The sequence below is a fragment of the Amycolatopsis orientalis DSM 43388 genome (assembly GCF_000411975.1).
Classification (GTDB): domain Bacteria; phylum Actinomycetota; class Actinomycetes; order Mycobacteriales; family Pseudonocardiaceae; genus Amycolatopsis; species Amycolatopsis orientalis_D.
In genome coordinates, this window is record NZ_ASXG01000019.1 from 11,997 (window position 1) to 36,552 (window position 24,556).

Annotated in this window: 22 protein-coding genes; 13 read left to right on the plus strand and 9 right to left on the minus strand. The window is 71.9% G+C overall.

Going from position 1 to position 24,556, the window contains the following annotated elements; all coding sequences use genetic code 11:
* Positions 1-25 precede the first annotated feature (25 nt).
* The 3 genes from L942_RS02785 to L942_RS41860 all read left to right on the plus strand — a co-directional run bounded on the left by L942_RS02785 (position 26) and on the right by L942_RS41860 (position 2,391).
* Positions 26-1,120, plus strand: coding sequence for a sensor histidine kinase (locus L942_RS02785; protein WP_051165674.1), 1,095 nt, complete (start codon positions 26-28; stop codon positions 1,118-1,120).
* A complete protein-coding gene (locus L942_RS02790; protein ID WP_037354469.1) occupies positions 1,114-1,755 on the plus strand; it encodes a response regulator in 642 nt (213 codons plus the stop codon). The genes L942_RS02785 and L942_RS02790 overlap by 7 nt, the downstream gene beginning before the upstream one ends.
* Before the next feature lie 72 nt (positions 1,756-1,827).
* Complete coding sequence (locus L942_RS41860) at positions 1,828-2,391, plus strand: DUF4190 domain-containing protein (RefSeq protein ID WP_051165675.1); 564 nt, start codon at positions 1,828-1,830, stop codon at positions 2,389-2,391.
* A gap of 4 nt (positions 2,392-2,395) precedes the next feature.
* Here L942_RS41860 and L942_RS02800 read toward each other — a convergent pair whose 3' ends face one another.
* Together L942_RS02800 and L942_RS02805 are read right to left on the minus strand one after the other, a co-directional pair.
* A complete protein-coding gene (locus L942_RS02800) occupies positions 2,396-3,874 on the minus strand; it encodes a cobyric acid synthase (RefSeq protein ID WP_037354471.1) in 1,479 nt (492 codons plus the stop codon).
* A 61-nt stretch (positions 3,875-3,935) separates the two neighbouring features.
* Positions 3,936-4,874, minus strand: coding sequence for a cobalamin biosynthesis protein (locus L942_RS02805; RefSeq protein ID WP_037354472.1), 939 nt, complete (start codon positions 4,872-4,874; stop codon positions 3,936-3,938).
* A 36-nt stretch (positions 4,875-4,910) separates the two neighbouring features.
* Here L942_RS02805 and L942_RS02810 point away from each other — a divergent pair, with 36 nt between their 5' ends.
* From L942_RS02810 to L942_RS02825, 4 genes are all read left to right on the plus strand, one after another.
* A complete protein-coding gene (locus L942_RS02810; RefSeq protein ID WP_037354473.1) occupies positions 4,911-5,516 on the plus strand; it encodes a bifunctional adenosylcobinamide kinase/adenosylcobinamide-phosphate guanylyltransferase in 606 nt (201 codons plus the stop codon).
* A 10-nt stretch (positions 5,517-5,526) separates the two neighbouring features.
* Positions 5,527-6,540 (plus strand): nicotinate-nucleotide--dimethylbenzimidazole phosphoribosyltransferase, encoded by a 1,014-nt coding sequence (gene cobT, locus L942_RS02815; protein WP_037354475.1) that lies wholly within the window; start codon positions 5,527-5,529, stop codon positions 6,538-6,540.
* Positions 6,541-6,718: 178 nt separating this feature from the next.
* Positions 6,719-7,474 carry an adenosylcobinamide-GDP ribazoletransferase gene (locus tag L942_RS02820; protein WP_081654915.1) on the plus strand — a complete coding sequence of 252 codons (756 nt, stop codon included), beginning with the start codon at positions 6,719-6,721 and terminating at the stop codon, positions 7,472-7,474.
* Between the two features lie 111 nt (positions 7,475-7,585).
* A complete protein-coding gene (locus L942_RS02825; protein ID WP_200862686.1) occupies positions 7,586-8,764 on the plus strand; it encodes a hypothetical protein in 1,179 nt (392 codons plus the stop codon).
* Here L942_RS02825 and cobC read toward each other — a convergent pair.
* From cobC to L942_RS02845, 4 genes are read right to left on the minus strand one after another with little or no spacing between them, the layout of a single operon-like run.
* On the minus strand, positions 8,742-9,767 hold the full coding sequence (gene cobC, locus L942_RS02830; protein WP_037354520.1) for an Rv2231c family pyridoxal phosphate-dependent protein CobC: 1,026 nt from the start codon (positions 9,765-9,767) through the stop codon (positions 8,742-8,744). The two genes, L942_RS02825 and cobC, sit on opposite strands and share 23 nt — an antisense overlap.
* Positions 9,760-11,112 (minus strand): cobyrinate a,c-diamide synthase, encoded by a 1,353-nt coding sequence (locus tag L942_RS02835; protein WP_037354477.1) that lies wholly within the window; start codon positions 11,110-11,112, stop codon positions 9,760-9,762. Before L942_RS02835 ends, cobC begins: the two co-directional genes overlap by 8 nt.
* A complete protein-coding gene (gene cobO / locus L942_RS02840) occupies positions 11,106-11,720 on the minus strand; it encodes a cob(I)yrinic acid a,c-diamide adenosyltransferase (protein ID WP_037354479.1) in 615 nt (204 codons plus the stop codon). The genes L942_RS02835 and cobO overlap by 7 nt, the downstream gene beginning before the upstream one ends.
* Positions 11,720-13,705: a putative cobaltochelatase gene (locus L942_RS02845; protein ID WP_037354522.1), complete on the minus strand. Its 1,986-nt coding sequence runs from the start codon at positions 13,703-13,705 to the stop codon at positions 11,720-11,722. The genes cobO and L942_RS02845 overlap by 1 nt, the downstream gene beginning before the upstream one ends.
* Before the next feature lie 70 nt (positions 13,706-13,775).
* Between L942_RS02845 and L942_RS02850 the strand changes: the two genes are divergently transcribed.
* Genes L942_RS02850 through L942_RS02875 form a run of 6 tightly spaced genes read left to right on the plus strand, consistent with a single transcriptional unit; the run spans position 13,776 to position 21,183 of the window.
* Positions 13,776-14,924: a bifunctional cobalt-precorrin-7 (C(5))-methyltransferase/cobalt-precorrin-6B (C(15))-methyltransferase gene (locus L942_RS02850; RefSeq protein WP_037354480.1), complete on the plus strand. Its 1,149-nt coding sequence runs from the start codon at positions 13,776-13,778 to the stop codon at positions 14,922-14,924.
* The gene (cobM, locus tag L942_RS02855) at positions 14,921-15,682 is read left to right on the plus strand and encodes a precorrin-4 C(11)-methyltransferase (RefSeq protein ID WP_037354482.1); all 762 of its coding nucleotides are present in this window, start codon (positions 14,921-14,923) and stop codon (positions 15,680-15,682) included. The genes L942_RS02850 and cobM overlap by 4 nt, the downstream gene beginning before the upstream one ends.
* Positions 15,679-16,689 carry a Gfo/Idh/MocA family protein gene (locus tag L942_RS02860; RefSeq protein WP_037354485.1) on the plus strand — a complete coding sequence of 337 codons (1,011 nt, stop codon included), beginning with the start codon at positions 15,679-15,681 and terminating at the stop codon, positions 16,687-16,689. The genes cobM and L942_RS02860 overlap by 4 nt, the downstream gene beginning before the upstream one ends.
* Entirely contained in the window at positions 16,686-17,414 is a 729-nt protein-coding gene (locus L942_RS02865; RefSeq protein WP_037354523.1) for a cobalt-precorrin-6A reductase, read from the plus strand. Before L942_RS02860 ends, L942_RS02865 begins: the two co-directional genes overlap by 4 nt.
* Entirely contained in the window at positions 17,411-18,055 is a 645-nt protein-coding gene (bluB, locus tag L942_RS02870) for a 5,6-dimethylbenzimidazole synthase (protein ID WP_037354487.1), read from the plus strand. Before L942_RS02865 ends, bluB begins: the two co-directional genes overlap by 4 nt.
* Positions 18,056-18,087: 32 nt before the next feature.
* Positions 18,088-21,183, plus strand: coding sequence for an arabinosyltransferase domain-containing protein (locus L942_RS02875; RefSeq protein ID WP_081654916.1), 3,096 nt, complete (start codon positions 18,088-18,090; stop codon positions 21,181-21,183).
* A gap of 95 nt (positions 21,184-21,278) precedes the next feature.
* Here the strand turns inward: L942_RS02875 and L942_RS02880 are convergent, their stop codons facing one another.
* Genes L942_RS02880 through L942_RS02890 form a run of 3 tightly spaced genes read right to left on the minus strand, consistent with a single transcriptional unit; the run spans position 21,279 to position 24,525 of the window.
* Positions 21,279-22,790 carry a precorrin-2 C(20)-methyltransferase gene (locus L942_RS02880; protein ID WP_037354491.1) on the minus strand — a complete coding sequence of 504 codons (1,512 nt, stop codon included), beginning with the start codon at positions 22,788-22,790 and terminating at the stop codon, positions 21,279-21,281.
* Positions 22,787-23,410, minus strand: a complete 624-nt coding sequence (locus L942_RS02885) for a precorrin-8X methylmutase (RefSeq protein WP_037354494.1) — start codon at positions 23,408-23,410, stop codon at positions 22,787-22,789. Before L942_RS02885 ends, L942_RS02880 begins: the two co-directional genes overlap by 4 nt.
* Entirely contained in the window at positions 23,407-24,525 is a 1,119-nt protein-coding gene (locus L942_RS02890) for a nitrite/sulfite reductase (protein ID WP_037354496.1), read from the minus strand. The genes L942_RS02885 and L942_RS02890 overlap by 4 nt, the downstream gene beginning before the upstream one ends.
* Positions 24,526-24,556 lie beyond the last annotated feature (31 nt).

The window sequence follows — 24,556 nt, forward strand, 5'->3', positions numbered from 1 at the left end:
TTCGTGCAGGGCTTACCGTGGCCGGGTGCGCAACCACCTGATCGACCTGGCCGTGGCGCTCGGCGTGCTCGGCCTGACGCTGGCCGGCGAACCGCCGGACGCGGGACGGCCGTGGTTCTGGCCGATCGCGGTCGCGGCGACAGTCCTGGCGGTGCTGCTGCGCCGCCGGTTCCCGCTGCCCGCGATGCTGGTCTCGGTCGGCGTCGCGCTGGCCACGCCGCCGCTGTGGGGCACCTCGGTCACCCTCTACACAGTCGCTTCGCTGCGCGGGCTCCGCTGGCCGACCGCGGTCGCCGTGCTCGCGGAAACCGGACTGCTCGTGTCGTTCAGCCGGCCGTCGAACCTGTCGGACTGGAAGACCTTCGGGTTCGCCGTCGCGCTGATGGTCGTCGTTCCGGCGCTGGCCGGGCTGTGGATGCACCAGCGCGCGGCCCTGCTCGCCGCCCTGCGCGACCGCGCGGAGCAGGCCGAACGCGAGCGGGATCTCCTCGGCGAGCGGGCCGTGACGGCCGAGCGGCGGCGGATCGCGCGCGAGATGCACGACGTGGTCGCGCATCGGGTCAGCATCGTCGCGCTGCAGGCCGGCGCGCTTTCCGTGCGGGCCAAGGACGACGAGACCGCACAGCTCGCCGAGGTGATCCGCGAGTCGAGTTCCGCCGCGCTCAACGAATTGCGGGACATCCTGCGGGTGCTCCGCGACGACGGTCCGGAGCCGCGCTCGCTGCCGGCCCCGTCGCTGGCCGGGATCCGCCAGCTCGTCGACGACCTCGCAGCCGCCGGCTCGCGGGTGCGCGCCAGCCTGCCGGATCCGATGCCGGACGTGCCCGCTCCGATCGGGCGCGCGGCGTACCGCGTGGTGCAGGAGGCTCTCACGAACGCCGCGAAACACGCGCCGGGAACGGAGATCGACGTGCGACTGTCCGCGTCCGACGAGGATCTGATCGTCGAGGTGGCCAACCCGCTCGCCGCTTCGGCCGGGCTGCCCGGCGCGGGCTACGGAGTGCTCGGCATGCGCGAACGCGTCACGCTGACCGGCGGCACCTTCCACGCTGGCCCGGACGGTGCGGGCGGCTACCGGGTGCGGGCCGGGTTCCCGGTGCGAGCGGAGGAAAAGTGCTGAAGATCCTGCTGATCGACGACGAGGTGCTGGTGCGCAGCGGCATCCGGATGATCCTGGAGTCCGATCCGGGAATCGAGGTGGTCGCGGAAGCCGGTGACGGCCGCGAAGCGCTCGCCCTGGTCCGCGAACACCGGCCGGACCTGGTGCTCACCGACGTGCAGATGCCGGACGTCGACGGCCTGGAGGTGACCCGCCAGGTGACCGCCGAACCGGATCCGCCCGCGGTGGTCGTGCTGACGACGTTCGACCTCGACGAATACGTCCACGAAGCGCTGCGCCACGGCGCCACGGGGTTCCTGCTGAAGGACACGCCGCCGCGCGAGCTGGTCAAAGCAATGCACGTGGTCGGCAGCGGCGAGGCCATGCTGTCCCCGTCCGTCACGCGCCGGCTGCTGACGCATTTCGCCACCGCCGCCACCCCGACGTCCGCCCGCGCCCGGCTCGAACCGCTGACGCCGCGCGAAAGCGAGGTCGCGGTGGCCGTCGGACAGGGCTCGAGCAACGCCGAGATCGCCCGCGGTCTCGGGCTGAGCGAAGCGACCGTGAAGGTCCACTTGGGACGGATCATGGCCAAGACCGAAGCCGCGAACCGCACGCAGGTCGCGATTCTGGTGCACGACGCCGGGCTCGCCTGAATCGTTGTCCCGCGCGAAGTGGCCAGGTCCTATGCTCGACGCCGGGTCGGGGGGCCGCTTCGAGGGGATCCCATGCCGCCGCCGAAACCGGCCGGGCCGAGTTACGAAGACACGCCGCCGCCACAGATGCGGCCACGCGGCGCCAACGGCTTCGCGATCGCGTCGCTGGTCCTGGCGATCCCGGCGTTCAGCCTGCCGCTGAGCATCGTGTTCGGCATCATCGCGCTTCGCCAGACCCGGGTGTTCGGCAACCCGGGACGCGGGCTCGCGCTCGCCGGGCTGTCGATCAGCGGCGTCTGGCTGGCTGTGCTTTTGATCGGGCTCGCCGCGCACGATCCCGCAACGAGCCCGGACCCGCTCGCGCACGCCCGCGCCGGCGACTGCTTCCGCTCCGGCAGCCCCGTTTCCTGCGCGGACGCCCACGACACCGAGGTGTTCCGGGTGGTCCCGCTGGCCGGCGGCGATTCGCTCCGCGGTGCCTGCGCGGCCGCAGCCAAGCAGTACCTCGCCAGCAGCGTCCCGCCGGAATACGTGCATCTGGGCGGCCGGCAACCGTCCGAATCGGATTCTCCGGGGCAGCACGCAGTGTGCACCCTGGAAACCGACTTCCCCACCACCGGCCGGGTCGTGCACTGACCGGTCAGAGGGCTCCCGGCGGCACGAACGGCAACCCGCCCGGCGCGCCCGCCTCCGCCAGCGCCGTCAGCATTCCGGTGTCCACTTCGGACTGGATCGCGTCGGCCAGCCGGTCCAGCATGTCCTCGCGCAGCTCCGCGAATCCCGGCGCCCCCTCGGCGGCCCGCCATTCGATCCCCGCCTGCGCCGCCGCTTCGGCAAGCCAAGCGCGCCGGAACCCGTCGTTCTCGAACGCGCCGTGCCACGTGGTGCCCCAGACCGAGCCGACGCGGTAACCGTCCAAAAACGACTCCGCGTCCGCCGGGCCGGCACTGCCGTGGTGGATCTCGTACGCGTCCACCCGGTGCCCGCGCCATTCCCCGGACGGGCGGCCGAGCACCTTCTCCCCGGCGAACTTCACGCGGGTCGGCAAGAGCCCGAGCCCGTCGACGAAGCCCGCGCCGGATTCGACATCGTCCTCAATGGACTCCGCGAGCATCTGGTACCCGCCGCAAATGCCCAGCACCGGACGTCCAGCCGCGGCCCGGGCCAGCACCGCGTCCGCCAACCCCCTGGTACGCAACCATTTCAGATCGTCCACAGTGGCCCGCGAGCCCGGCAGCACGACCAGATCCGCCGCGGCGACGGTGTCCGGATCGGCCGTCAGGCTCACCGTCACCCCGGGCTCCGCCGCGAGCGCGTCCACGTCGGTAGCGTTGGACGCGCGCGGGAACCGGACGACGGCGACCCGCAACCCGCGTTGGGCGGCTTCGTGCCGCCAGCCGGCCGCAGCGAGGGCGTCCTCGGAGTCGATCCACACCCGGTCCAGCCACGGCAGCACGCCGAGCACCGGCCGTCCGGTCGCCTTCTCCAGGCTGTTCAACCCCGGCCGCAGCAATCCGACGTCCCCGCGGAATTTGTTCACCAGCCAGCCCGCGACCAGTGCCTGGTCCTCGGCCGACAGCAACGCGAGCGTGCCGAACATCGCCGCCAGCACCCCGCCGCGGTCGATGTCGCCGACGACCAGCACCGGCAGGGAAAACCGCCGTGCCAGGCCCATGTTGACGTAATCGCCGGAGCGCAGGTTGATCTCCGCGGGACTGCCCGCGCCCTCGCAGACGACGAGGTCGAACCGTTGCTGCAGCTCGGCATACGCGCCGAAGGCGATCTCGGCGAGCCCCGCCCGGCCGGTGGCGTACTCGCCGGCTTCGAGGGTGCCGTACGGCTTGCCGAGCGCGATGACGTGACTGCGCCGGTCGCTGCCCGGCTTGAGCAGCACCGGATTCATCGCCGCTTCCGGCTCCGCCCCCGCGGCTCGCGCCTGCAGCCACTGCGCGCGGCCGATCTCCGCGCCGTCCGCGCAGACCATCGAGTTGTTCGACATGTTCTGCGCCTTGAACGGGGCGACCCGCACGCCCCGGCGCGCGAACCAGCGGCAGATTCCGGCGGTGACCAGGCTTTTCCCCGCGTCCGACGTGGTACCGGCGATCAGCAGCCCGCTCATCGCGCCACCGTAACCCGCCCCGCGGCCGCTCCGGCCAGCCGCCCCGTCCGTCGCTGCCCGCTCACCGAGCCACCGCGATCCCGGCCGCGACCGCCAGCGCCGCCGCCCCGACCAACCGCGACAAGCGCACGGCCCGGCGCAGATCGCTCGCCCCGGGCGGCCGCCCGTTCCCCAGCGCGCTCCGGCGCTCGACCTCGCCGTGATACGTGTTCGTGCCGCCGAGCCGGAGGTCCAGCGCCCCGGCGAACGCGGCCTCGACCTGTCCCGCGTTCGGGCTCGGATGCGCGCTTCCGTCGCGCCGCCAAGCCCGCCAAGCCGACCGGGCATGCCCGCCGGCCAACGGCGCGGTCGCCGCCGTCAGCACCGCGCCGACGCGGGCCGGCACCAGATTGGCCCAGTCGTCGGCCCGCGCGGCGAACCAGCCGAAGTTGCGGTGCCGCGGCGAGCGGTAGCCGATCATCGCGTCGAGGGTGTTCACCGCGCGGTAGCCGAGCAGCCCCGGCACCCCCGCGACCGCGCCCCACAGCAGCGGCGCGACGACCGCGTCCGAGGTGTTCTCGGCGATCGATTCGGTGGCCGCCCGGGCCAGCTCGGCCGCGTCGAGACCGGTCGCGTCGCGCGCGCAGAGGTGGCTGAGCCGCTGCCGGGCGGGGGGCAATTCACCCGATTCGAGCAATCGCGCCATTTCGCGGCCCTCCGCGGCGAGCCCGCGGCCGCCCAGGACGGTCCACGTCGCCGCGGCGGTCAGGACAAACCGGACACCCGGCCGGTTCCGGGCCGCCCGCTCGGCAAGCAGCCCGAGGCCGGCGGCGGACCCCGCGCAGACCGCCGCGTACGCCGCCCCGCGCGGCTTGGAATCCGCCCACCACCAGCGTTCCAGCTGGCCAGCGGCGGTGCCGAAGGCGGCGACCGGATGCCCTCGCCGCGGGTCGCCCCACCACGCGTCGGCGGCGTATCCGGCGATCAGCCCGGCCGCCGCGGCGGCTTGTCGGAGTGGCACGTGGCGAACCGTAGCGCGCGGGAGAGAATGCCGGGTATGACCAAGCTGACGCACCGGCTCGCCGGGTCTCTCGAAACCCTGGCGCAGGCCCTCCGCCGGTACGGACGCGACGACGGCAAGGTGCTCGTTCTCGGCGGGGTCCGCTCGGGCAAGTCGAGGCACGCGGAGCGGCTCGTCGCGCACCACCCCCACCTCACCTACGTCGCTCCCGGCCTGCCCCCTTCGGCGGAGGACCCGGAATGGGCCGCCCGCGTCGAGGCGCACCGGGCCCGCCGGCCGCGGCACTGGACGACGGTCGAGACCACCGACCTGGCGACCGTGCTGCGCACCGCGACGAGCCCGTTGCTGATCGACTGCCTCGGCACCTGGCTGTCGCGGGTGCTCGACGAGGTCGGCGCGTGGTCGGGCAAACCGGGCTGGGAGCGCAGGCTGGACGACCGGCTCGAGGATTTCCTCGCCGCGTGGAGCCAGGCCCGGGTGCCGATCGTCGCGGTCAGCAACGAGGTCGGCAGCGGTGTGGTGCCCGCAACGGTGTCCGGACGGCTTTTCCGTGATGTGCTGGGCGCACTCAACAGCCGGGTGTCCGCCGACAGCGACCGGGTGTCGCTCATCGTCGCCGGGCGGGCGCTCAATCTTCCGTGAGGAGCTAGCCGTGCCGCGTTTCGCCATTCCCGCCCCGGACGCCGCCGCCCGCGCCGCCGCCTTGGAGCGGCTCGACGGCCTGGTCAAGCCGGTCGGCTCGCTCGGAAGGCTGGAAGAGCTCGCGGCTTGGCTGAGCGCGGCGCACGGCGTGGTTCCGCCGCGCCCGCTGGACGACGTCCGCGTGGTCGTCTTCGCCGGCGACCACGGGGTGTCGGCGCAGTCGGCCTACCCGCGCGAGGTTACCGCGGCGATGGTGCGCGTGTTCCTGGCCGGGCGCAGCGGGGTGACCGTGCTCGCGGCGCAGGTCGGGGCAAGCGTGCGGGTAGCCGACATCGCGGTCGACTGGGACGCCGCGGACGTTCCCGACGAAGTCACCGCCCACAAGATCCGGCGCGGCTCGGGTGCGATCGACGTCGAGGACGCGTTGGCTCCCGGCGAGGCACTTGCCGCTTTTGAGGCCGGACGGGCCATCGCGGCCTCGGAGTCCACTGCGGACCTTCTCATCCCGGGCGACATGGGCATCGGCAACACGACGGTGTGTGCCGCGGTGGTGGCTTCCGCCCTCGGCCTTCCCGCGGCGGAAGTGGTGGGAACCGGAACCGGCGTGTCCGGGGCGGCTTTGGAACGCAAGACCTCGGTGGTCGCCGCGGCACTGGCGCGCCGCCCGGTGAGCGACCCGTTCGACCGGCTGACCGCCCTCGGCAGCGCCTGCCTCGCCGCGACGGCCGGATTCCTGGTGGAAGCGGCCGTCCGGGGAATTCCGGTGGTGCTGGACGGAATCTTCTCCGCGACGGCGGCGCTGGTGGCCCGGGACATCGCGCCGGGAGCCGAGCAGTGGTGGCTGGCCGGCCATCGCTCGACCGAACCGGCGCAAGCGTTTGCGTTGAAGGCGTTGGGGTTGACCCCGATTCTGGATCTGGGCCTGCGCCTCGGCGAGGGCAGCGGGGCGGTCCAGGCGGTGCCGACCCTGCGGGCGGCGCGCGCGGTGATCGCGGAGATGGGCTTGCTGGCGGACCTCGGGTGAGCTGGTTGCGGGAAGGGCGGGCGTTGCCCTGGTTCAGGCGTGGGGCCGCGGTTCGGTGCGGGGCGCGGCCGGAAGATCGGCTCGGGTCTCTAGCCATGGGGCCGCGGCTTCTGCACGGGGCTCGGTCCCGGGCACTGCCAGCAGGCCGGCGCGGGACCCGTTTCGCCGAGGATCGCCCGTGATCCCGCTGAGCGACGGCATCCGGCTCGCCGCAGGAACCCTGACCACCGTCCCCGTCCCCGCCCCGCGCACGATCGATCGGCAGGTCGCGGGCGTGGCGATGACGCTCGGCCCGCTCGCCGCGCTCCCCCTCGCGGCGGTGGCCGGGCTCATCGTGGCGGGCGGGGTCGCGCTCGGACTCCCCGCGCTGGCCGTCGCCGCGCTGGCGCTGGGAGCGGTAGCCCTGGGCAGCCGAGGATTGCACCTCGACGGGCTCGCCGACACCGCCGACGGCCTCGGCGCCTCCTACGACCGCGCGAAAGCCCTCGACGTCATGCGCCGCGGCGATTCCGGACCGACTGGGGTCGCGACGCTGCTCTTCGTCCTGCTCGTCCAAACCGGTGCGCTGGCCGGCGCGATCTCGCACGGATACGGGATCGCCGCCGCGACCCTGTCCGTCCTGTGTGGACGATGCGTGCTGTCGCTGTGCTGCGCGCGAGGGGTCCCGTCGGCCCGCCCGGAGGGGCTGGGCGCGACGGTCGCCGGATCGGTTCCGGTTCTGGTGGCCGCGGCGGTGTTCGCGCTCGCGGCGGGAGGTGCCGCGTTGACGCCGGGATTGCCGTGGTGGCGCGGGGTTCTCGCGGTGGTGCTCGGTTACGCGGCGGCGGCAGTGCTGCTCGCCCGATGTGTCCAGCGCATCGGCGGAGTAACCGGTGATGTTCTTGGCGGCTGCGTCGAGGTGGCGGTGGCCGCTGCGTTGCTGGCAACTGCCTGAACCGCGAACCGGCGGACGCTGCTCGCAGCATCATTCGGCTCCCAGACTGCGACAAGAGCCGGACCCGTGTTACCAAGGGAACCGTCCGCGACGAATGACCGAGAGGACCTCGTGGCATCCAGTTCGCCCGCACGCCTCACCCGGCGTCAGCTGTTGCAGTTGTCCGCCGGGCTTTCGGTTCTCGCGACGGCCGCCTGCAGTTCGCCGCCGAACAACGCGATACCCAAGCCGGACGGGGCGCTCGGCGCGAACTTCAACGCCGATCCGGACACCATGGGCTGGGACGAGCTTCAGCGGTCCGGCGCGAAGTGGGTCCGCGGGTTCACCGCGATGCCCGATCTGGACAAGCAGGACGCCGCCGAGAACCCGACGATCAAGACCCTCCGGGAAGCAGCCGATCGCCAGTACGGGACCGTATTGTCCCTCAAGTTCCCGTACTTTCCCGAATCCCACCAGCAGATTCCGCGGCCTGGCACCCCGGCGATGCAAGCCGATCTCGCGCGGGTCGACAAAGTGCTGCCCGCGGTCCTGGACAAGGTCGACATCCTGGTGATCGGGAACGAGCCGTTCATCGAATGCCCGCGGTCCGACTGGAACAACGGCGCGCTCAACGCATTCTACGAGAACATCGCCACCCACGTGATCAAACAGCGCAGGGGAAAGACCGCCCTCTACCTGGGCGCGCTCAACAATCTCGACGATCCGAAGTGGACGGGCGCGGGCACCGAACGCTGGATGAAATACGTCCGCGACACCCCGGAAATCGAGGGCACCGACATCCACCCGCACGTCGGGGCAGTGGACGAGGTGCAGACGTTTCTGGATTACGTCCTGCCCAGGCTGGGCGGCAAGAGATTCCTCGTCACCGAGTTCTCCCTGGTCCAGCTGTGGAAGAAGCATCTCTCCGACCGGATCTCGGCCGAGTACGCGAGCAAATACCACGTGCCGCAAGAAACCAAGGTCTGGCAAGTCATCCGGAACGCGCTGCGCCAGCCGTTCCCCCAACCGCGATGGGACGATTTCCTCCGCACCAGCCCGTGGTTCGAGAACAACAAGAACTTCCTCACCGACCAGGTGACGAAGTTCCGCACGACCGGCAAGCTCGCCGTCGCCGCCTACGGCATCGACCAGGGCATCGCCGCGCTCAAGGGTGCGGACTTCGGGCCGGATACCCCGCCCTGGCTGCTCAACAGCGTGTTCGCGCGGGCGACCGTCCAGAGGAATCCCGACGGAACAGCAGCGCCGAATTACGCCTGGCTGGACGAATTCACCGCGCTCCAGAACCGTTAGCCAACGCGGTCAAGAAGGCGTCTGTTGTCGCGCGGTCCCGGACAGCGATGCGCAGGTGATCTGGTCCCAGGCCAGGGAAAGTGTCGCCGCGGCGAACGGCATAGCCTGCTTCGCGCAGTCGCGAGCGGACGTCCGCTCCGCCGGCGACTCGGATCAGCACGAACGGGCCGCGCGGGGTGCCGAGCACCGGGATTCCCAGGGCGGCCAAGCCGGATTCCAGGTAGTCGCGATCGGCTTCCGCGGCGGCGGCCAGTTTTTCGGCTTCTTCCAGAGCCGACGGACGACAGCAGGCGACCGTGGCGACGGCGGCCAAAGTGGACACTGACCAGGGCGGCTGCACCGCGCGCAAGCGAGCGATCAGCGACGGTTCACCGAGGACGTACCCGGCTCGCAGGCCGGCCAAGCCCCAGGTCTTGGTGAGACTCCGCAGCACCACGACGCCCGGGATTCGTTCTCCGGCAAGGCTTTCGACCTCTCCGGGTACGGCGTCCAGGAACGCTTCGTCCACCACCAGAACCCGGCCGGGGCGCGCCAGCGACCGCAGCGCCGCGGCTGAGTGCAGGACCGACGTCGGGTTGGTCGGGTTGCCGACGAAGACCAGGTCGGCCGAATCCGGGACCAACGCCGGATCCAGCCGGTAACCGTCCGCTTCAGACAGGATGACCCGGTCGACCGAGCGTCCGGCGGCGCGCAGAGCGGCTTCCGGTTCGGTGAATTGCGGGTGGACCACCACCGCGTGCTTCGCCGGAAGCGAAGCCAGCAGCGTGAACGCTTCCGCGGCACCGGCGGTCACCAGGACGTCGTCGAAGTCCCGGCCGTGCCGGGCGGCGACGGCTTCCGCGGCGCGAGTCGGGTCCGGGTACGCGGCGAGATCGTCCAGGGCGGCCGCGAGTTCCGCGCGCAGCCATGCCGGCGGAGCCGGGAGCCGGACGTTCACGGCCAGATCGACGAGTCCGTCGCCGACTTCGCGATCGCCGTGGTGGTGGAGGTCGTAATCAGCCATGGACCGCCGCCAGGGAGTGCGCACGCACCCGGGCGGCGAACCGGTCCGCCAGTTCCGGATGCCCGGCCCAGTGCACATGCAGGTAGGACGCGTGCAGCGACGCCGAGGCGAAGCCGTCCAGACCGCGATCCCAGCCCCACGCGGCGGTTTCGCCGTGGGCAGGAGCGATTTCGGTGCGGTGGAATTCGTGCCCGGTCACCCGTTGCCCGGCCGCGGCGAGCACGTTGTCCGCGACCGAGACCGCCCGACGGTAGCCGAGCTTTCCCCGCGCGGTCATGGTCGCGTCCGCGGCGACGGCGCCAACCATCGGCAATCCGTCCAGGGAACGGCACAGGTACAGCAAGCCCGCGCATTCCGCACTCACCGGCATCCCGGCGTCGATCGCCGCGCCGACGGCGGTTCGGAGTTCCACATTGGACGACAGCTCAGCGGCATGCACTTCGGGGAACCCGCCGCCGAAGTACAGCCCGGCACAGCCCGGTGGCAACTCCTTGTCCCGCAAGGGGTCGAGGTCCACGACATCGATCCCGCGAGCCGTCAGAAGTTCGATGTTCTCGGCGTAGCGGAAGGTGAACGCGGGACCGCCGGCGGCAGCGAGCGTCGCACGTGGACCGTCCCACTCCGGTCCGGCGTTCCACACCGGACCAGTCAACGCGGGGGCACTCCGAGCCACCCGTACGACGGCTCCGAGATCGACCCCCGCGGAAACCCAGTCCGCCAGCTCCGGCAGCAACCGCTGTGACTCCGCGGCCCGCTCGGCCGCCGGGACCAGGCCGAGGTGCCGACTCGGCGCGTGCACGTTTTCGTTGCGCCGCAACGCACCCAGCAACGGGACGCCGGTCGCTTCCAGCGCGGTGACGATCTCGTCCTCGTGCCGTTGCGAACCCAGCTTGTTCAGGATCACGCCGGCAAGCCGGACGCGGGTGTCGTACTGTGCGAACCCCAGCACGGTCGCCGCGACGCTGCGCGAAGCCGCCGACGCGTCGACCACCAGCACGACCGGTGCGTCCAGCAGCCGCGCGACATGGGCGGTCGATGCGTAGCCTTCGGTCCCCAACGCGCCGTCGAAAAGGCCCATCACGCCTTCGATGACCGCGATGTCCGCACCCGCGGAACCGTGCCGCAGCAACGGAACCAGCGTGTCCTCGCCCTGCAGGAAGGGGTCGAGGTTCCGCGCCGGGCGGCCGGTGGCGAGCGAATGGTAGCCGGGGTCGATGAAGTCCGGGCCGACCTTGTGCCCGGACACGGCGTGCCCGGCGGCGCGCAACGCGGCCATCAGCCCGGCCGCGATGGTGGTTTTGCCGTGTCCGGAGCCGGGCGCGGCGATGACGACCCGCGCTACCACTCGATCCCCCGCTGGCCCTTCTGCCCGGCGTCCATCGGGTGCTTCACCTTCGTCATTTCCGCGACCAGGTCTGCGGCCTCGATCAATTCCGGCGGCGCGTAGCGGCCGGTGATCACGACGTGCTGGTGCCCGGGCCGGGAGGTCAACGCGGACACCACGTCGTCCACCTCCAGCCAGCCCCACTTGAGCAGGTAGCTGAATTCGTCCAGCACGTAGAAATCGTGCGTTTCGGCGGCGAGCCGGCGTTTGATTTCCGCCCAGCCTTCGCGCGCGTTGGCCGCGTGGTCCTCTTCGGACCCCGGCTTGCGCGACCAGCTCCAGCCCTCGCCCATTTTGTGCCACTCGACCGGACCGCCCTGCCCGGTGTCGTCGTGCAGCTTCCCGAGCGCCTTGAACGCGGCTTCCTCGCCGACGCGCCATTTCGCCGACTTCACGAACTGGAACACGCCGATCGACCAGCCCTGGTTCCACGCGCGCAACGCCATTCCGAACGCCGCGGTGGATTTCCCTTTCATCTCGCCGGTGTGCACGGCGAGCAGCGGCCGGTTGCGGCGCTGGCGCGTGGTGAGCCCGTCCTTCGGCACGACAGCCGGTTTTCCCTGCGGCATCAGGCAGCCCTCCCGGTCCGTTCGCGCACCGCCGAAGCCAGCGCTTCAGCGGCCACAGTGGACAGTGGCACGTGCTCGGCTCCCAGGTGCCCGGCCAATTCCGCGGCCAGGCCGAGCCGCATCCGGCCGGTCTCGCAGTCCATCACGATCGTCGTCACGCCGGCGAGCAACCCCGCGGCGGCTCGGGCCCGGGCCACCGCGTCCGGACCGCTCGTGGCGCGGCCGTCGGTGACCAGCACCAGCAGCGGACGGCGGCGCGGATCCCGGATCGCCTCGACCCGCAGCACCCGCGCGGCTTCCAGCAATCCCTCGGCGAGCGGCGTGCGCCCGCCGGTCGGCAAGCCTTCCAGCCGGGCCGCGGCGGCTTCGACACTGATTGTCGGCGGAAGCGCCAGCTCGGCGTCTGCGCCACGGAACGTGACCAGACCGACCTTGTCCCGCCGTTGGTAAGCGTCCAACAGCAGGGAAAGCACCGCGGTCTTCACTTCCCGCATCCGGGCCCGCGCGCCCATCGAGCCCGAAGCGTCCACACAGAACAACACGAGGTTGCCTTCGCGCCCCTCGCGCAGCGCGAACCGCAGATCCGCCGGCCGCACTTCCAGGCCCGCCCCAGACCGGCCCCGCGCCTGCTGATGCGGTGCGGCAGCACGAATCGTGGCGACCAGATGCGGCCGCCCGTCGCGCACGCTGGGCGGTTGCACGCCGATCGTCCGGCCGGTGTCGGTGATCGCACGCGACCGGCGACCGCGTTCGCCCTCGCCGGTGCCCTTCACCCGAAAGACCCGCGCCCGAAAGGTATCCCCGGCACCCACCGTCTTCTGCGGCGAGGACCCGTTCCCCGAAGAGGTTTCGCCCTTGTCGCCAGGCGGCGAAGCGCCATCGGAACCGGACGGGCCGCCCTCCGGCGGAGGACCGCTGTCGTCCGGGCCCGGACCGCCGCCGGAGGGACCGTCGTCGTCCGGCCCCTCCGGCGGCGGCTGCGCGTCCTCCAGCGCCTGTTCCAGCTGCTCCTCGGAAATCCCCGGCGCGTCGAACGGATTCCGCCGCCGCCGGTGCGGCAGCGCGAGCCGGGCCGCGACCCGGATGTCCTCGGTGGTGACCTCGCTCCGCCCGGCCCACGCCGCGTGCGCGACTGCCGTCCGCGCCGTCACGATGTCCGCGCGCATCCCGTCGACCTCGAACGACGCGCACACCTCGGCGATCTGCCGCAGCGCCTCGTCCGGCAGCTTCACCGAGGGCAAAAGCCGTTGCGCCGCCTCGATCTCCGCCGCCAGCGCCGCGTCCGACGAGGCGTAGCCCTCGGCGAAACCGTCCGGATCCGCCTCGTAAGCCAGCCGCCGCCGGACGACCTCGACGCGCTGCTCCGGATCCCGGCTCGACGCCACCTCGACGGTCAGCCCGAACCGGTCGAGCAGCTGCGGCCGCAGCTCGCCCTCCTCCGGGTTCATCGTCCCGATCAGCACGAACCGCGCCGCGTGCGAAACCGAAACACCCTCGCGCTCGACCGTCGCCCGGCCCATCGCCGCCGCGTCGAGCAACGTGTCCACCAGGTGGTCGTGCAGCAGGTTGACCTCGTCGACGTACAGCAGCCCGCGATGCGCGGCGGCCAGCAGGCCGGGCTGGTAGTCGGTGACGCCCTCGGACAGCGCCTTCTCCAGGTTCAGCGAGCCGACGACGCGGTCCTCGGCCGCGCCGACCGGCAGTTCCACCAGCCGCGCCGGCCGCCAGTGCGCGGGAGCGCCCGCCGCGTGCGGGCCGTCCGGACACGCCGGGTCCGGCGACACCGGGTCGCAGGAGAACCGGCAGCCGTCCACCACGTCCACACTCGGCAGCAACCCGGCGAGCGCACGCACCATGGTCGACTTCGCGGTGCCCTTCTCGCCCCGCACCAGCACCCCGCCGACCGCGGGCGAGATCGAGGACAGGACGAGCGCCAGACGCAGGTCCGGCATCCCGACGACAGCGGTGAACGGATAGGGCTTCAAGAGCACTCCCTCGTGGGTCGGCGTCCGGCCGATCATCGCACAGCGAAGCCTTCGCTTAGGGTGGGAAATCGTGCGCGAAGAATCACGCCTGACGGTGGTCGGGATCGGGGCCGACGGGTGGGCCGGGCTCACCCCGGCGGCCCGTGCCGCCGTGCGGCGGGCGGACGTCGTGCTCGGCTCGGAGCGGCAGCTGAAGTCCCTGCCGGAAGACCTCCGCACCCGCCCCTGGCCGAGCCCGCTGCTGCCCGCGCTCGACGAGTTCCTGGCCGAGCAGAGCGGCCGCGTGTGCGTGCTGGCCAGCGGCGATCCGTACCTGTCCGGCATCGCCACCACCCTGCGTGACCGCGGCTATCCGCTCGACGTCCACCCAGCGGTCTCCTCGGCGACGCTGGCCCGCGCGCGGCTCGGCTGGTCGTTCGAGGAAACCGAGGTGGTGACGGTCGTCGGCCGCGCCGTCCACCGCGTCGCGCGAGCGCTGGCCCCCGACCGGAAACTGCTGGTCCTGGGCGGCTCCGCGGCGGAACTGCGCGAGCTGCTCAAAGCCCGCGGATACGGCGATTCCGCCCTGACCGCTTTGGAAAACCTCGGCGCGGACGACGAACGGATCACCGACGGCTGGACCCGCGACCCCGGTCCGCTCACCGTCTTCGCCGTGCGCTGCCAAGGCCCCGGTCTCCCGCTCACCGGACTCCCCGACGACGCCTTCGAACACGACGGCCAGCTCACCAAACGCGACCTCCGCGCGTCCGCCCTCGCCCGCCTCGCGCCAGCCCCGGGCGAACTCCTGTGGGACGTCGGCGCGGGCGCCGGCAGCATCGGCATCGAGTGGTCCCGCGTGCACCCGCTGAACCGCGCCATCGCGATCGAACGCGACCCGGCGCGCGCCGAACGCATCCAGCGCAACGCCGATACCCTTGGCGTGCCGGAATTACAGGTGGTCACCGGTCCGGCGCCCGAGGCGCTGGCGGGGCTCCCCCGTCCGGACGCGATTTTCGTCGGCGGCGGCCTGACCGCGCCCGGCGTCCTCGACCGGTGTGTCGAAACCGACGCCCGGATCGTCGCGCACGGTGTCACCCTCGAAGCCGAGCAGATCCTGGCCGCCGCCTACGCCCGGCACGGCGGGGAACTGCAACGCATCTCCGTGGAGCACGCGAAACCGCTCGGCGGGTTCACCGGATGGACGCCGTCCCGGGCAGTCACGCAGTGGAGCTGGAAATGACCGTTTACTTCATCGGCGCCGGACCGGGCGCGGCCGACCTGATCACCGTGCGCGGCCGCGACCTGCTCGCCCGCTGCCCGGTGTGCCTGTACCCGGGCAGCATGACGCCGACCGACCTGCTCGCCTACTGCGCGCCGGACACCGAACGCGTCGACACCGCGAACCTCAGTCTCGACCAGATCACCGCGAAACTGGTCGAAGCGCATCGAGCCGGGCACGACGTCGCACGGCTGTGTTCGGGAGATCCGTCGCTGTACAGCGCGGTCGCCGAGCAGGTCCGGCGGCTGGAACCGGAAGGCGTGCCGTACGAGATGGTGCCCGGGGTACCGGCGTTCGCCGCCTCCGCCGCCGTGCTCGGCCGCGAACTGACCGTCCCGGGCATCGGCCAGAGCCTCGTGATCACCCGCGCGCAGGCGAGGTCCACCGCGATGCCGGACGCCGAAACGCTGGAGAATTTCGCCCGCACCGGCACGACTCTCGCGCTGCACCTGGCGATCAATCACGTCGAGCGCGTCACCGAAGAACTCGCCGGGCACTACGGCGACGACTGTCCGGCCGCCGTCGTCGCGCTGGCCAGCCAGCCCGGCGAAACGGTGGTCCGCGGCACGCTCGCCGACATCGCCGGACAAGCACGGGCCGCCGGAATGACCCGCGCGGCCACGATTTTCGTCGGCCGGGTCCTCGCCGCGGGCGGATTCCCGGACAGTTTCCTGTATTCGAGCACCCGCGACCGCGCGAGCCAACCGGAGTCGTTGTGACCGATCTGCGCTGGGGCCTGCTGGCCACCGGGAGCATCGCCGCCGAATTCGCCGCGGGCGTCGAGCAAAGCCGCCACGGCGTGCTCGCCGCGGTGGGCTCGCGCACCGCCGAGCGGGCGCGGGAGTTCGCGACCAGGTACGAAATCCCGAAGGCGTACGGCAGCTACGAAGCCCTCCTCGCCGACCCGGACGTCGACGCGGTCTACGTCGCCACTCCGCACGCGCAGCACGAGGAATGGGCGATCCGGGCCGCCGAAGCGGGCAAGCACGTGCTGTGCGAGAAACCGCTCACGCTCACCGCGGCCGACGCGGAGAAGGTCATCGATACCGCGCGGCGCAACGACGTTTTCCTGATGGAAGCGTTCATGTACCGAATGCATCCGCAGACGCGACGGCTGGTCGAGCTGATCGAATCCGGCGCGATCGGCGAGGTCCGCGCCGTGGACGTCACGTTCAGCTTCGACTCCGACGCAAACGACGCGGCCCGCCTCGGCGACCCCGCGCTCGGCGGCGGCGGAATCCTCGACGTCGGCTGCTACTGCACCTCGCTGGCCCGGCTCGTTTCCCAGGCCGCGACCGGAATTCCAGCGGTGGAGCCGACGCGCGTCGCCGGCATGGCGCGGCTCACCGAACGCGGCGTCGACGAGTTCGCGATGGGCCTGCTGCGGCTGCCCGGCGACATCATCGCCCAGCTGTCCTGCGGCTACCTGCTCACCCAAGACGACCACATCCGGATCTACGGGACCGGCGGCCAGCTGTATGTGCCGAAGCCCGCGTGGATCCACGAGTTGCGCGCGCCGGGCGTGTCGACGATCGTGCTGACTCCGTCGACCGGCGAGCCGGAGGTCATCGAAATCGAAGCCACGCAAGGGGTTTACGCCCGGGAAGCGGACTACGTCGCCGCACATGTCGAGGACCGGCAAGGCCCGGAGCTCACCTGGGCCGAAACCCTCGCCAACATGCGCACCCTCGACCGGTGGCGCGCGGCCGTCGGGTACGGCCGATGACCGTCCTGATCCTGGGCGGCACCGCCGAAGCCCGCGCCCTCGCCGCCCAGCTGCACGAACGCGCCGTCCCGGTGGTCTCGTCGCTGGCCGGGCGGGTGACGCGACCGCGACTGCCGGTCGGCGAAGTGCGGATCGGCGGATTCGGCGGCGTCGAAGGCCTTACCGCCTGGCTGCGCGAAAACGGTGTCCGGGCAGTCGTCGACGCCACGCATCCGTTCGCGGAACGCATCGGCACCAACGCTTTCCACGCCACGCGTGCGGCGAGCGTACCCCTGCTGCGGCTCGCCCGCCCCGGCTGGCAGCCGACCGGCGACGATCGCTGGCACTGGGCCGACGACCTCGATGAAGCCGCCGCGCTCCTGCCCGGCCTCGGCACCCGCGTCTTCCTCACCAGCGGCCGCCAGGGCCTGGCCGCGTTCGCCGACCTCGACCCGTTGTGGTTCCTGATCCGCTGCGTCGACCCGCCCGGCCAGCCGCTGCCCCGCGCGCACGAGGTGGTGCTCGACCGCGGCCCGTTCCGGCTCGACGGCGAGCGCGCGCTGATGACCGAGCACGACATCGACGTCCTGGTCACCAAGGACAGCGGCGGCGCGATGACCGCCGCGAAGCTGACCGCCGCGCGGGAACTCGGGCTGCCGGTGGTCGTCGTGCGCCGCCCGCCCCGACCGTCCACTACGGAAACCGCGGACGTCGCCGCCGCCGTCGAATGGGTACTGAAGCAATGAACGAGTCGTTCTACGAAGTCCTGCACCGCCGCCGCGACGTGCGCGCCGAGTTCACCGGCGAGCCGATCGACGACGCGGTCCTCGCCCGGGTGCTCGAGGCCGCGCACGCCGCGCCGAGCGTCGGGATGAGCCAGCCGTGGGACTTCGTGCTGGTCCGCGACCCCGGCACGCGCGAGGAATTCGCCCGCCACGTGCACGAGGAACGCGAAGTCTTCGCCGCGTCGCTGGACGGCGAGCGGGCGGAGACGTTCGCCAAGATCAAGGTCGAGGGCATCCGCGAATCGAGCCTCGGCATCGTCGTCACCTACGACGAGCAGCGCGGCGCCCCGGCGGTGCTCGGGCGGCACGCGATCGCCGACGCCGGGCTGTACTCGGTGTGCCTGGCCATCCAGAACCTGTGGCTCGCCGCGACCGCGGAAGGCCTCGGCGTCGGATGGGTGAGTTTCTACCGCGAACCCGTGCTCGCGGAACTGCTCGGCATCCCCGCCGGGATCCGTCCGGTGGCCTGGCTTTGTGTAGGACCGGTAACGAATCTGGCCGAGGTCCCCGACCTGGAACGGCACGGCTGGCGCAGCCGCGCGCCGCTGGCCAGCGCGGTACACCACGAGCGGTTCACCCCGCGCGACGAGGGGTCCGCGTAAACCGGTCAGGGTGACCCAATAGATTCCTTCTAATGCGTCCGATTGCCGTAGTGCTGGGGTTGCTTTCGGCGCTGTGCGCCCTGGCCTATCCCTTCCTGCCGGTAGTGCAGGACACCGCGGAAGTCGTCTGGCCCGTCGCCTCCGACACGCGTTCCGTCAACGCGCCCTTGACCGGGTACTGGGCACAGGATCTCAAGGCCGAACTGCCTTGCGAGACGATCCGCTCGCTCGACGCGCGCACGAACGGCCCCGCGCTGCTGTTCTCCACCGTCCCGGACGGGCGCACCGGCAAGCACGCGGCCAACGGCGTCGGCATGCAGCTGCGCGTCGACAACGGCGTGCTGCTCGCTTCCAGCCAGGGCCAGCAGATCGCGCAGCAGCCGCTCCCGCAGACCGGCTGCTCGGTCACGCTCGACTCCGACGCCACCCAGATGACGCTTGCGGTCGGCAAGACCCCGATCTTCCACACCACCGGCGACGTCCGGCCGCGGGTGCTCGGCATCTACTCGTCGATCACCTCGGCGCGCGACCCGATCGCGGGACTGCACGTTTCGGTCGTCCCGGACACCCGCTACCAGACCTCGCCCACCACGTTCAAGGTCGTCGTCGGCATCCTCGCCGCGCTGTCGTTCCTCGGCTGCCTGATCGCGGTGTGGCGGATGGACTCCGGCTTCGCCCGCCGCGCGCCGCGCTGGGCCCCGGTCGGCTGGTGGCGGCTGACCGGCCGCGACGCGACGGTGTTCGGCGTGCTCGGCGCGTGGGTCTTCATCGGGCCGGTGACCTCGGACGACGGCTACATCCTCACCATGGCCCGGGTCACCGAGGCGACCGGGTACCTCACGAACTACCACCGCTGGTTCGGCGTCGCGGAGGCCCCGTTCGGCTGGTTCTACCACCTGTACGAGCTGATGACGCACGTCAGCACGGTGCCGCCGTGGATCCGGCTGCCCTCGTACCTGCTCGGCGTGATCAGCTGGCTGCTGATCAGCCGCGAGGTGATGCCGCGGCTGGGCACCCAGGTGCGCCGCAGCCGCGCCGCGGGCTGGGCCGCCGCGGCGGTGTTCCTGGTGTGGTGGATGCCCTACAACAACGGCGTCCGGCCGGAACCGGTCGCCGCGCTCGGGTCGCTGCTGGCGATCTGCGCCGTCGAACGCGCGCTGGTCACCCGCCGGCTGCTGCCGCTGTGCCTCGGCCTGACCGCGGCCGCGTTCACCCTCGCCGCGACGCCGACCGGGCTGATCGCGGTCGCCCCGTTCCTGGTCGCCGGGAAACCGCTGTTCAAGCTGGTCCGGCAGCGGTCGGCGAGCGGATGGCTGCCGATGCTCGCGCCGATCCTCGCGTCCGGCTTCCTGGTGCTCGTGGTGATGTTCGCCGACCAGACGTTCGCGACCGTCCAGGAGGCCACCCGCATCCGCACCGCGGTCGGCCCGAACCTGTCGTGGTTCCAGGAACTCGCGCGGTACCAATTGCTGTTCGAGAACCTGCCGGACGGCTCCGCGCCACGCCGGTTCCCGGTGCTGCTCGTGCTGCTCTGCACGGTCACCTGCCTGGTCGTGCTGCTGCGCCGCGGCCGGATCCCCGGCGCGGCGCTCGGGCCGAGCCGGCGGCTGATCGGCACCACCGCGTTGTTCTTCCTGCTGCTCGCGCTGACCCCGACGAAATGGACCCACCACTTCGGCGCGTTCGCCGCGGTCGGCGCGTCGATGGCGGCGCTCACCGCCCTGGCGACCAGCTCGACCGTGCTCCGTTCCAACCGCAACCGGGCGGCGTTCCTCGCGGTGCTGCTGGTGGTCGGCGCGCTCGCCGCGACCGGGCCGAACGCGTACTGGTTCGTCTCGAAGATCGGGGTGCCGTGGACCACCGGCGCGCCGTCGGTCGGCGGCATCCCGCTGTCGACGATCCTGCTCGGGGCCGCCGCGATCGCCGGGATCTACGCCTTCGTGGAGAACATCCGGGCACACCGGCCGGGGCCGGTGCCGCCCCCGCAGGAAGGCCAGAGCCGGTCGCTGCGGCTCGGTTCGCTGTCGCTGGTCGTGGTGTGCGGCCTCGTCGCGGCGGGCGAGGTCTACACGATGGGCGCGGCGATCTACTTCCAGCGCGACAGCTACAGCCTCGGCGCGGCCAACATCGGCCACCTGTTCGGGAAGAGCTGCAACCTGTCCGACCACGTGATGGTCGAGCGCGACGCGGCGAAGAGCATCCTGCACCCGCAGGCCGAGCAGCGGACCGTGCCGGAGAAGCCGGTGACGCAGAACCCGCCGAACCCGCTGCCGACCCCGGACCAGGACAACGGCCGCGTCCAGACCGGCTTCCACACCAGCCCGGTCGACGACAAGGACCCGCTGGCCGAACCGCCGCACGGGTTCAAGCAGGGCCAGGTGCCGATGTGGAGCAGCTACCTCGACACCCAGACCCGCGCCGGACGGCTGCGCAGCGACTGGTACGCGCTCACCGACCGGACCGAGAACGGCCAGATCGTGGTCGCCACCGCGAGCCAGCCCCGCCGTCCCACGTCGGTGAGCCTGGAGTACGGCGTCACCACTCCCGAGGGCGTGCGCGTGCTGCGCGGCCAGTTCGCGCTCCCGCCGGGCGCGGGCACCGGAGGCTGGAACGACACCCGGATCAACCTGCGCGACCTGCCGCCGGAAACCACGTCGGTGCGGGTCGTGATGGTCGACAACGACCTCACCGAGGACGGCTGGATCGCCGCGTCCGCGCCGCGCGTGCCGACCTTCACCACGCTCACCGACAAGCTCGCCGGCAAATCGGTGTACATCGACTGGCCCGCGTCGTTCGTGTACCCGTGCGCGAACCCGGTGACCTCGCACGACGGCATCTCCGCGATGCCGGACTACCGGATCACCCCCGGCCAGCTCGCCGACGAGGCGAAATGGGCGTCCAGCACCAACGGCGGCCCGAACGGCTGGCTCGAGGAAATCGCAGACGAGCCCGAGGTGCCGAGCTATCTGAGCGGGCAGCCGTACCAGTCGTGGGGACAGCTGCTGCAGATCGAGCCGTACACGACCGGCGTGGCCCCGACGGTGCGGCACGGCGAGAAAACAGTGTGGGGCTGGTGGTCGCCTGGGCCAGGCCCGTCGCAGCCGAACGGCAAGGACCCGACACGCTAGCGGCCTCGTGAGCGGCGGCGCCGGTTCTAACCGGCGCCGCCGCTCACGACGGGCTCCCACCACCCCGCCGAGGCGGAACGGCTGCTACGAGAAGGTCAGGAATAACTGCGCGGGGTCCACACGATCGACCGCCCGTCCGGCCCTTCCTCCACCACCGTGCGCGACGAGCCCACAATGAGCACGCAGCGCATGTCCACTGTGGACGGATCAAGCTCGCCCAGCGTGGTGATGCGGATGTCTTCCTCCGCCCCGCCGACGTCCCGGGCCACCACCACGGGCGTCCCCGGCTCCCGGTGCCGCAGCAGGACTTCCCGCGCGTTCGCCAGTTGGGTCACCCGGGTCCGCGAAGCCGGGTTGTACAGCGCCAGCACCAAATCCGCCGCACCAGCCGCGTCCAGGCGGCGTTCGATGATCTCCCATGGCTTCAACCGGTCCGAAAGGGACAGCACGCAATAGTCGTGCCCCAACGGCGCGCCGACCCGCGACGCGGCCGCCTGCGCCGCCGTCACCCCGGGCACGATCCGCACCCGCGCGCCGGCTCCGTGCCCGGCCGAGACCTGTTCCAGCACCGCGGAAGCCATCGCGAACACGCCCGGGTCCCCGGACGACACCACGGCCACCCGCGCGCCGGTCGCGGCCAGTTGCAGCGCCTCGACCGCCCGGTCCGCCTCGACCCGGTTCCCCGACGCGTGCCGCTGCTGTCCCGCCCGCTGCGGCACCCGCGCGACATACGGCCCGTAGCCGACGATGTGGTCCGCGGCCGCCAGCTCCGCCGAAGCTTCCGGCGTCAGCCACTCCGGCCCGGCCGGGCCGAGCCCGACGACCACGACCTCGCCGCCTTCCGCTTGCACCGAAACCGAAGGAGCGGGCTCACCGTCCACTCGCGACTTGTATGCCGGACTGGGCAGCAAGGCCAAGGAGAAATACGGCACCGACTCCGGATCGACGTCCGCGAACGGCTCCACCCGCTGCTGTCCCCAGGTCGCGCGCTCGACGTACCAGGCATCGTCCAGCTTGCCCGACTCCGCGAGCGCTTCCCGCACGGAACCGAAGGTACGGCCCAATTTCAGCACCGCCGCCGCTTCGGTGTCCGCCAGCCGCCGCGCCAATTCGGGCGCTGGCAACGTTCCCGGCAACACCGTCAGCACTTCGTCGCGCTGCACCAACGGCCGGCCGAGCACCGACGCCGCCGCGCTCACCGACGTCACCCCAGGCACGACCTCGGCCTCGAACCGCCCGGCGAGCCGTTCGTGCATGTACATGTAGGACCCGTAGAAGAACGGATCCCCTTCGCACAACAGCACCACGTCACGCCCGGCGTCGAGGTGCTCGGCGAGCTTTTTCGCGCTCAGCTCGTAGAAATCGGCAATCGCGCCTTCGTATCCGCCGGGATGGTCAGTGGTCTCGGTGGTGACCGGATAGACCAGGCGTTCTTCCAGCTGCCCCTCGCGCAGGTACGGCTCGGCCACCGACCGCGCGATGCTCCGCCCGTGCCGCGCGCTGTGGTAGGCGATCACGTCCGCCTCGCCGATCAGCCGCGCCGCCTTGACCGTCATCAGTTCCGGATCGCCGGGACCCAGCCCGACGCCGTACAGCCGCCCCGTCATTCGACCGCGCTCGCGATCGCGTTCACTGCGCCGACCGCCATCGCGCTGCCGCCCCGGCGCCCGTGCACGACCAGGTACGGCGCGGGCGCGCGCTTCGCCAATTCCACTTTGGACTCCGCCGCGCCGACGAACCCGACGGGCACGCCGATGATCGCGGCCGGTGCGCCGACGCCCTCGTCCAGCAGCTCCAGCAACCGGAACAACGCGGTCGGCGCGTTGCCGATCGCCACCACCGAACCGGGGAGCCGGTCGCGCCACAGTTCCAGCGCGGCGGCCGACCGCGTGGTGCCGAGCCGTTCGGCCAGCCCGGGCACGCTCGGGTCGTCCAGGGTGCACACGACGTCGTTGGCCGCGGGCAAGCGTTTGCGCGTGATGCCGCTGGCGATCATCTTCGCGTCGCACAGGATCGGCGCGCCCGCCTCCAGGGCGGCGCGGCCCGCCTCGACCACGTCGAGCGAGTAGCGCAGGTCGTCGACCAGGTCGACCATGCCGCAGGAGTGGATCATCCGGACCGCGACGCCCGCGACGTCGTCGGGCAGGATCGCCAGGTCCGCCTCTTCGCGGATCGTGGCGAACGAGTGCCGGTAGATCTCGGCCCCGTCCCGCAGGTAGTCGATCACGAAGGTCCCTTTCTCGCCAACGCATCCGCCAACTCGGACGTCCAGCGTCCGTCGACACGGTAGCCGCCGGGTTCGGCGACCACGTCGCGGTGGGCGCCGGACGGCCGTCCGCACCGCCGGGCACAGCCCGAGACGTGCACCCGCTCCCCGTCCGGGACCAGTGTCGCCGCGTCGGCGCGGACGTCGGCGAGAGACTTCGCACACCCCGGCGCGCCGATGCAGGCGCTAAGCTGCGCCGTCGCCGGATCCGTCGAAAGCCCCGCCGCGTGCAGGCGTTCGACGTCGGCGCCGCCCGGCAGCAGGATCGAACGCCACGGCGTGACCACGACGTCGCCGAAGTCGGCCAGCGTGCGCAGCTGGGCGGCACTCAACTGGCCGAATCGAGGCGCGACCCCGACCGCTTCGCCGCCGTCATCGCGCCGGATCCTCCCCACCGTCGGATCGATTCGGCTCGGGCGGGTTTGCGGCGCTTCCCGCGGGCCGTCCGGCAGCAGGGTCGAGGCATCGGCCAGCTCCCCGATCCGCCACGCCGAACCGCGCGTATGCGCAAACGCTTCCGCCACCGTGAGCAGCGCGGACACCGCCTCGTCTCGCGAGACCAGCCAGCCGGAATCCGCTCCCGCCAGCAGCACCACTCCGGTCGTCGGACCGATCGCGCGCCAGCAGACGTCCGTGCCCGCGACGTCCCCGCGTCCGTCGTCGAAGCCGAACAGGAACCGCCCCGGCAACTCGGCGAGTTCCGGCCGCGCGCACAACGCACGATCCAGCTCCGCGGAAAGCCCCCGGACGTCCGCGAGCCCGCCGCGCACCCCGCTCAACGGCGAGGCCAGCACGTTCCGCACGCGTTCATGGCTGGGCGACGGCAGCAACCCGGCTTCGGTCAGCCGCGCCGCCAGCCCCGGACGGCGCACGCCGCGCAGCTGGAGGTTCGCCCGCGAGGTCAGGTGGACGTCTCCGTCACCGAGATCTTCCGCGCAGGAAGCCAAGGCCCGCAAGCGATCCGCGGTCACCCCGCCGCCAGGAAGCCGCACCCGGGCGAGCGGCCCGTCCGCCGCGTCGTGCGTCGCGAAGACTCCGGGACACGCGTCGGCACGCACGCGGGCAGGGCTGGACATGGCGCTCACTGTAACCCGCGGCCGATTTAAC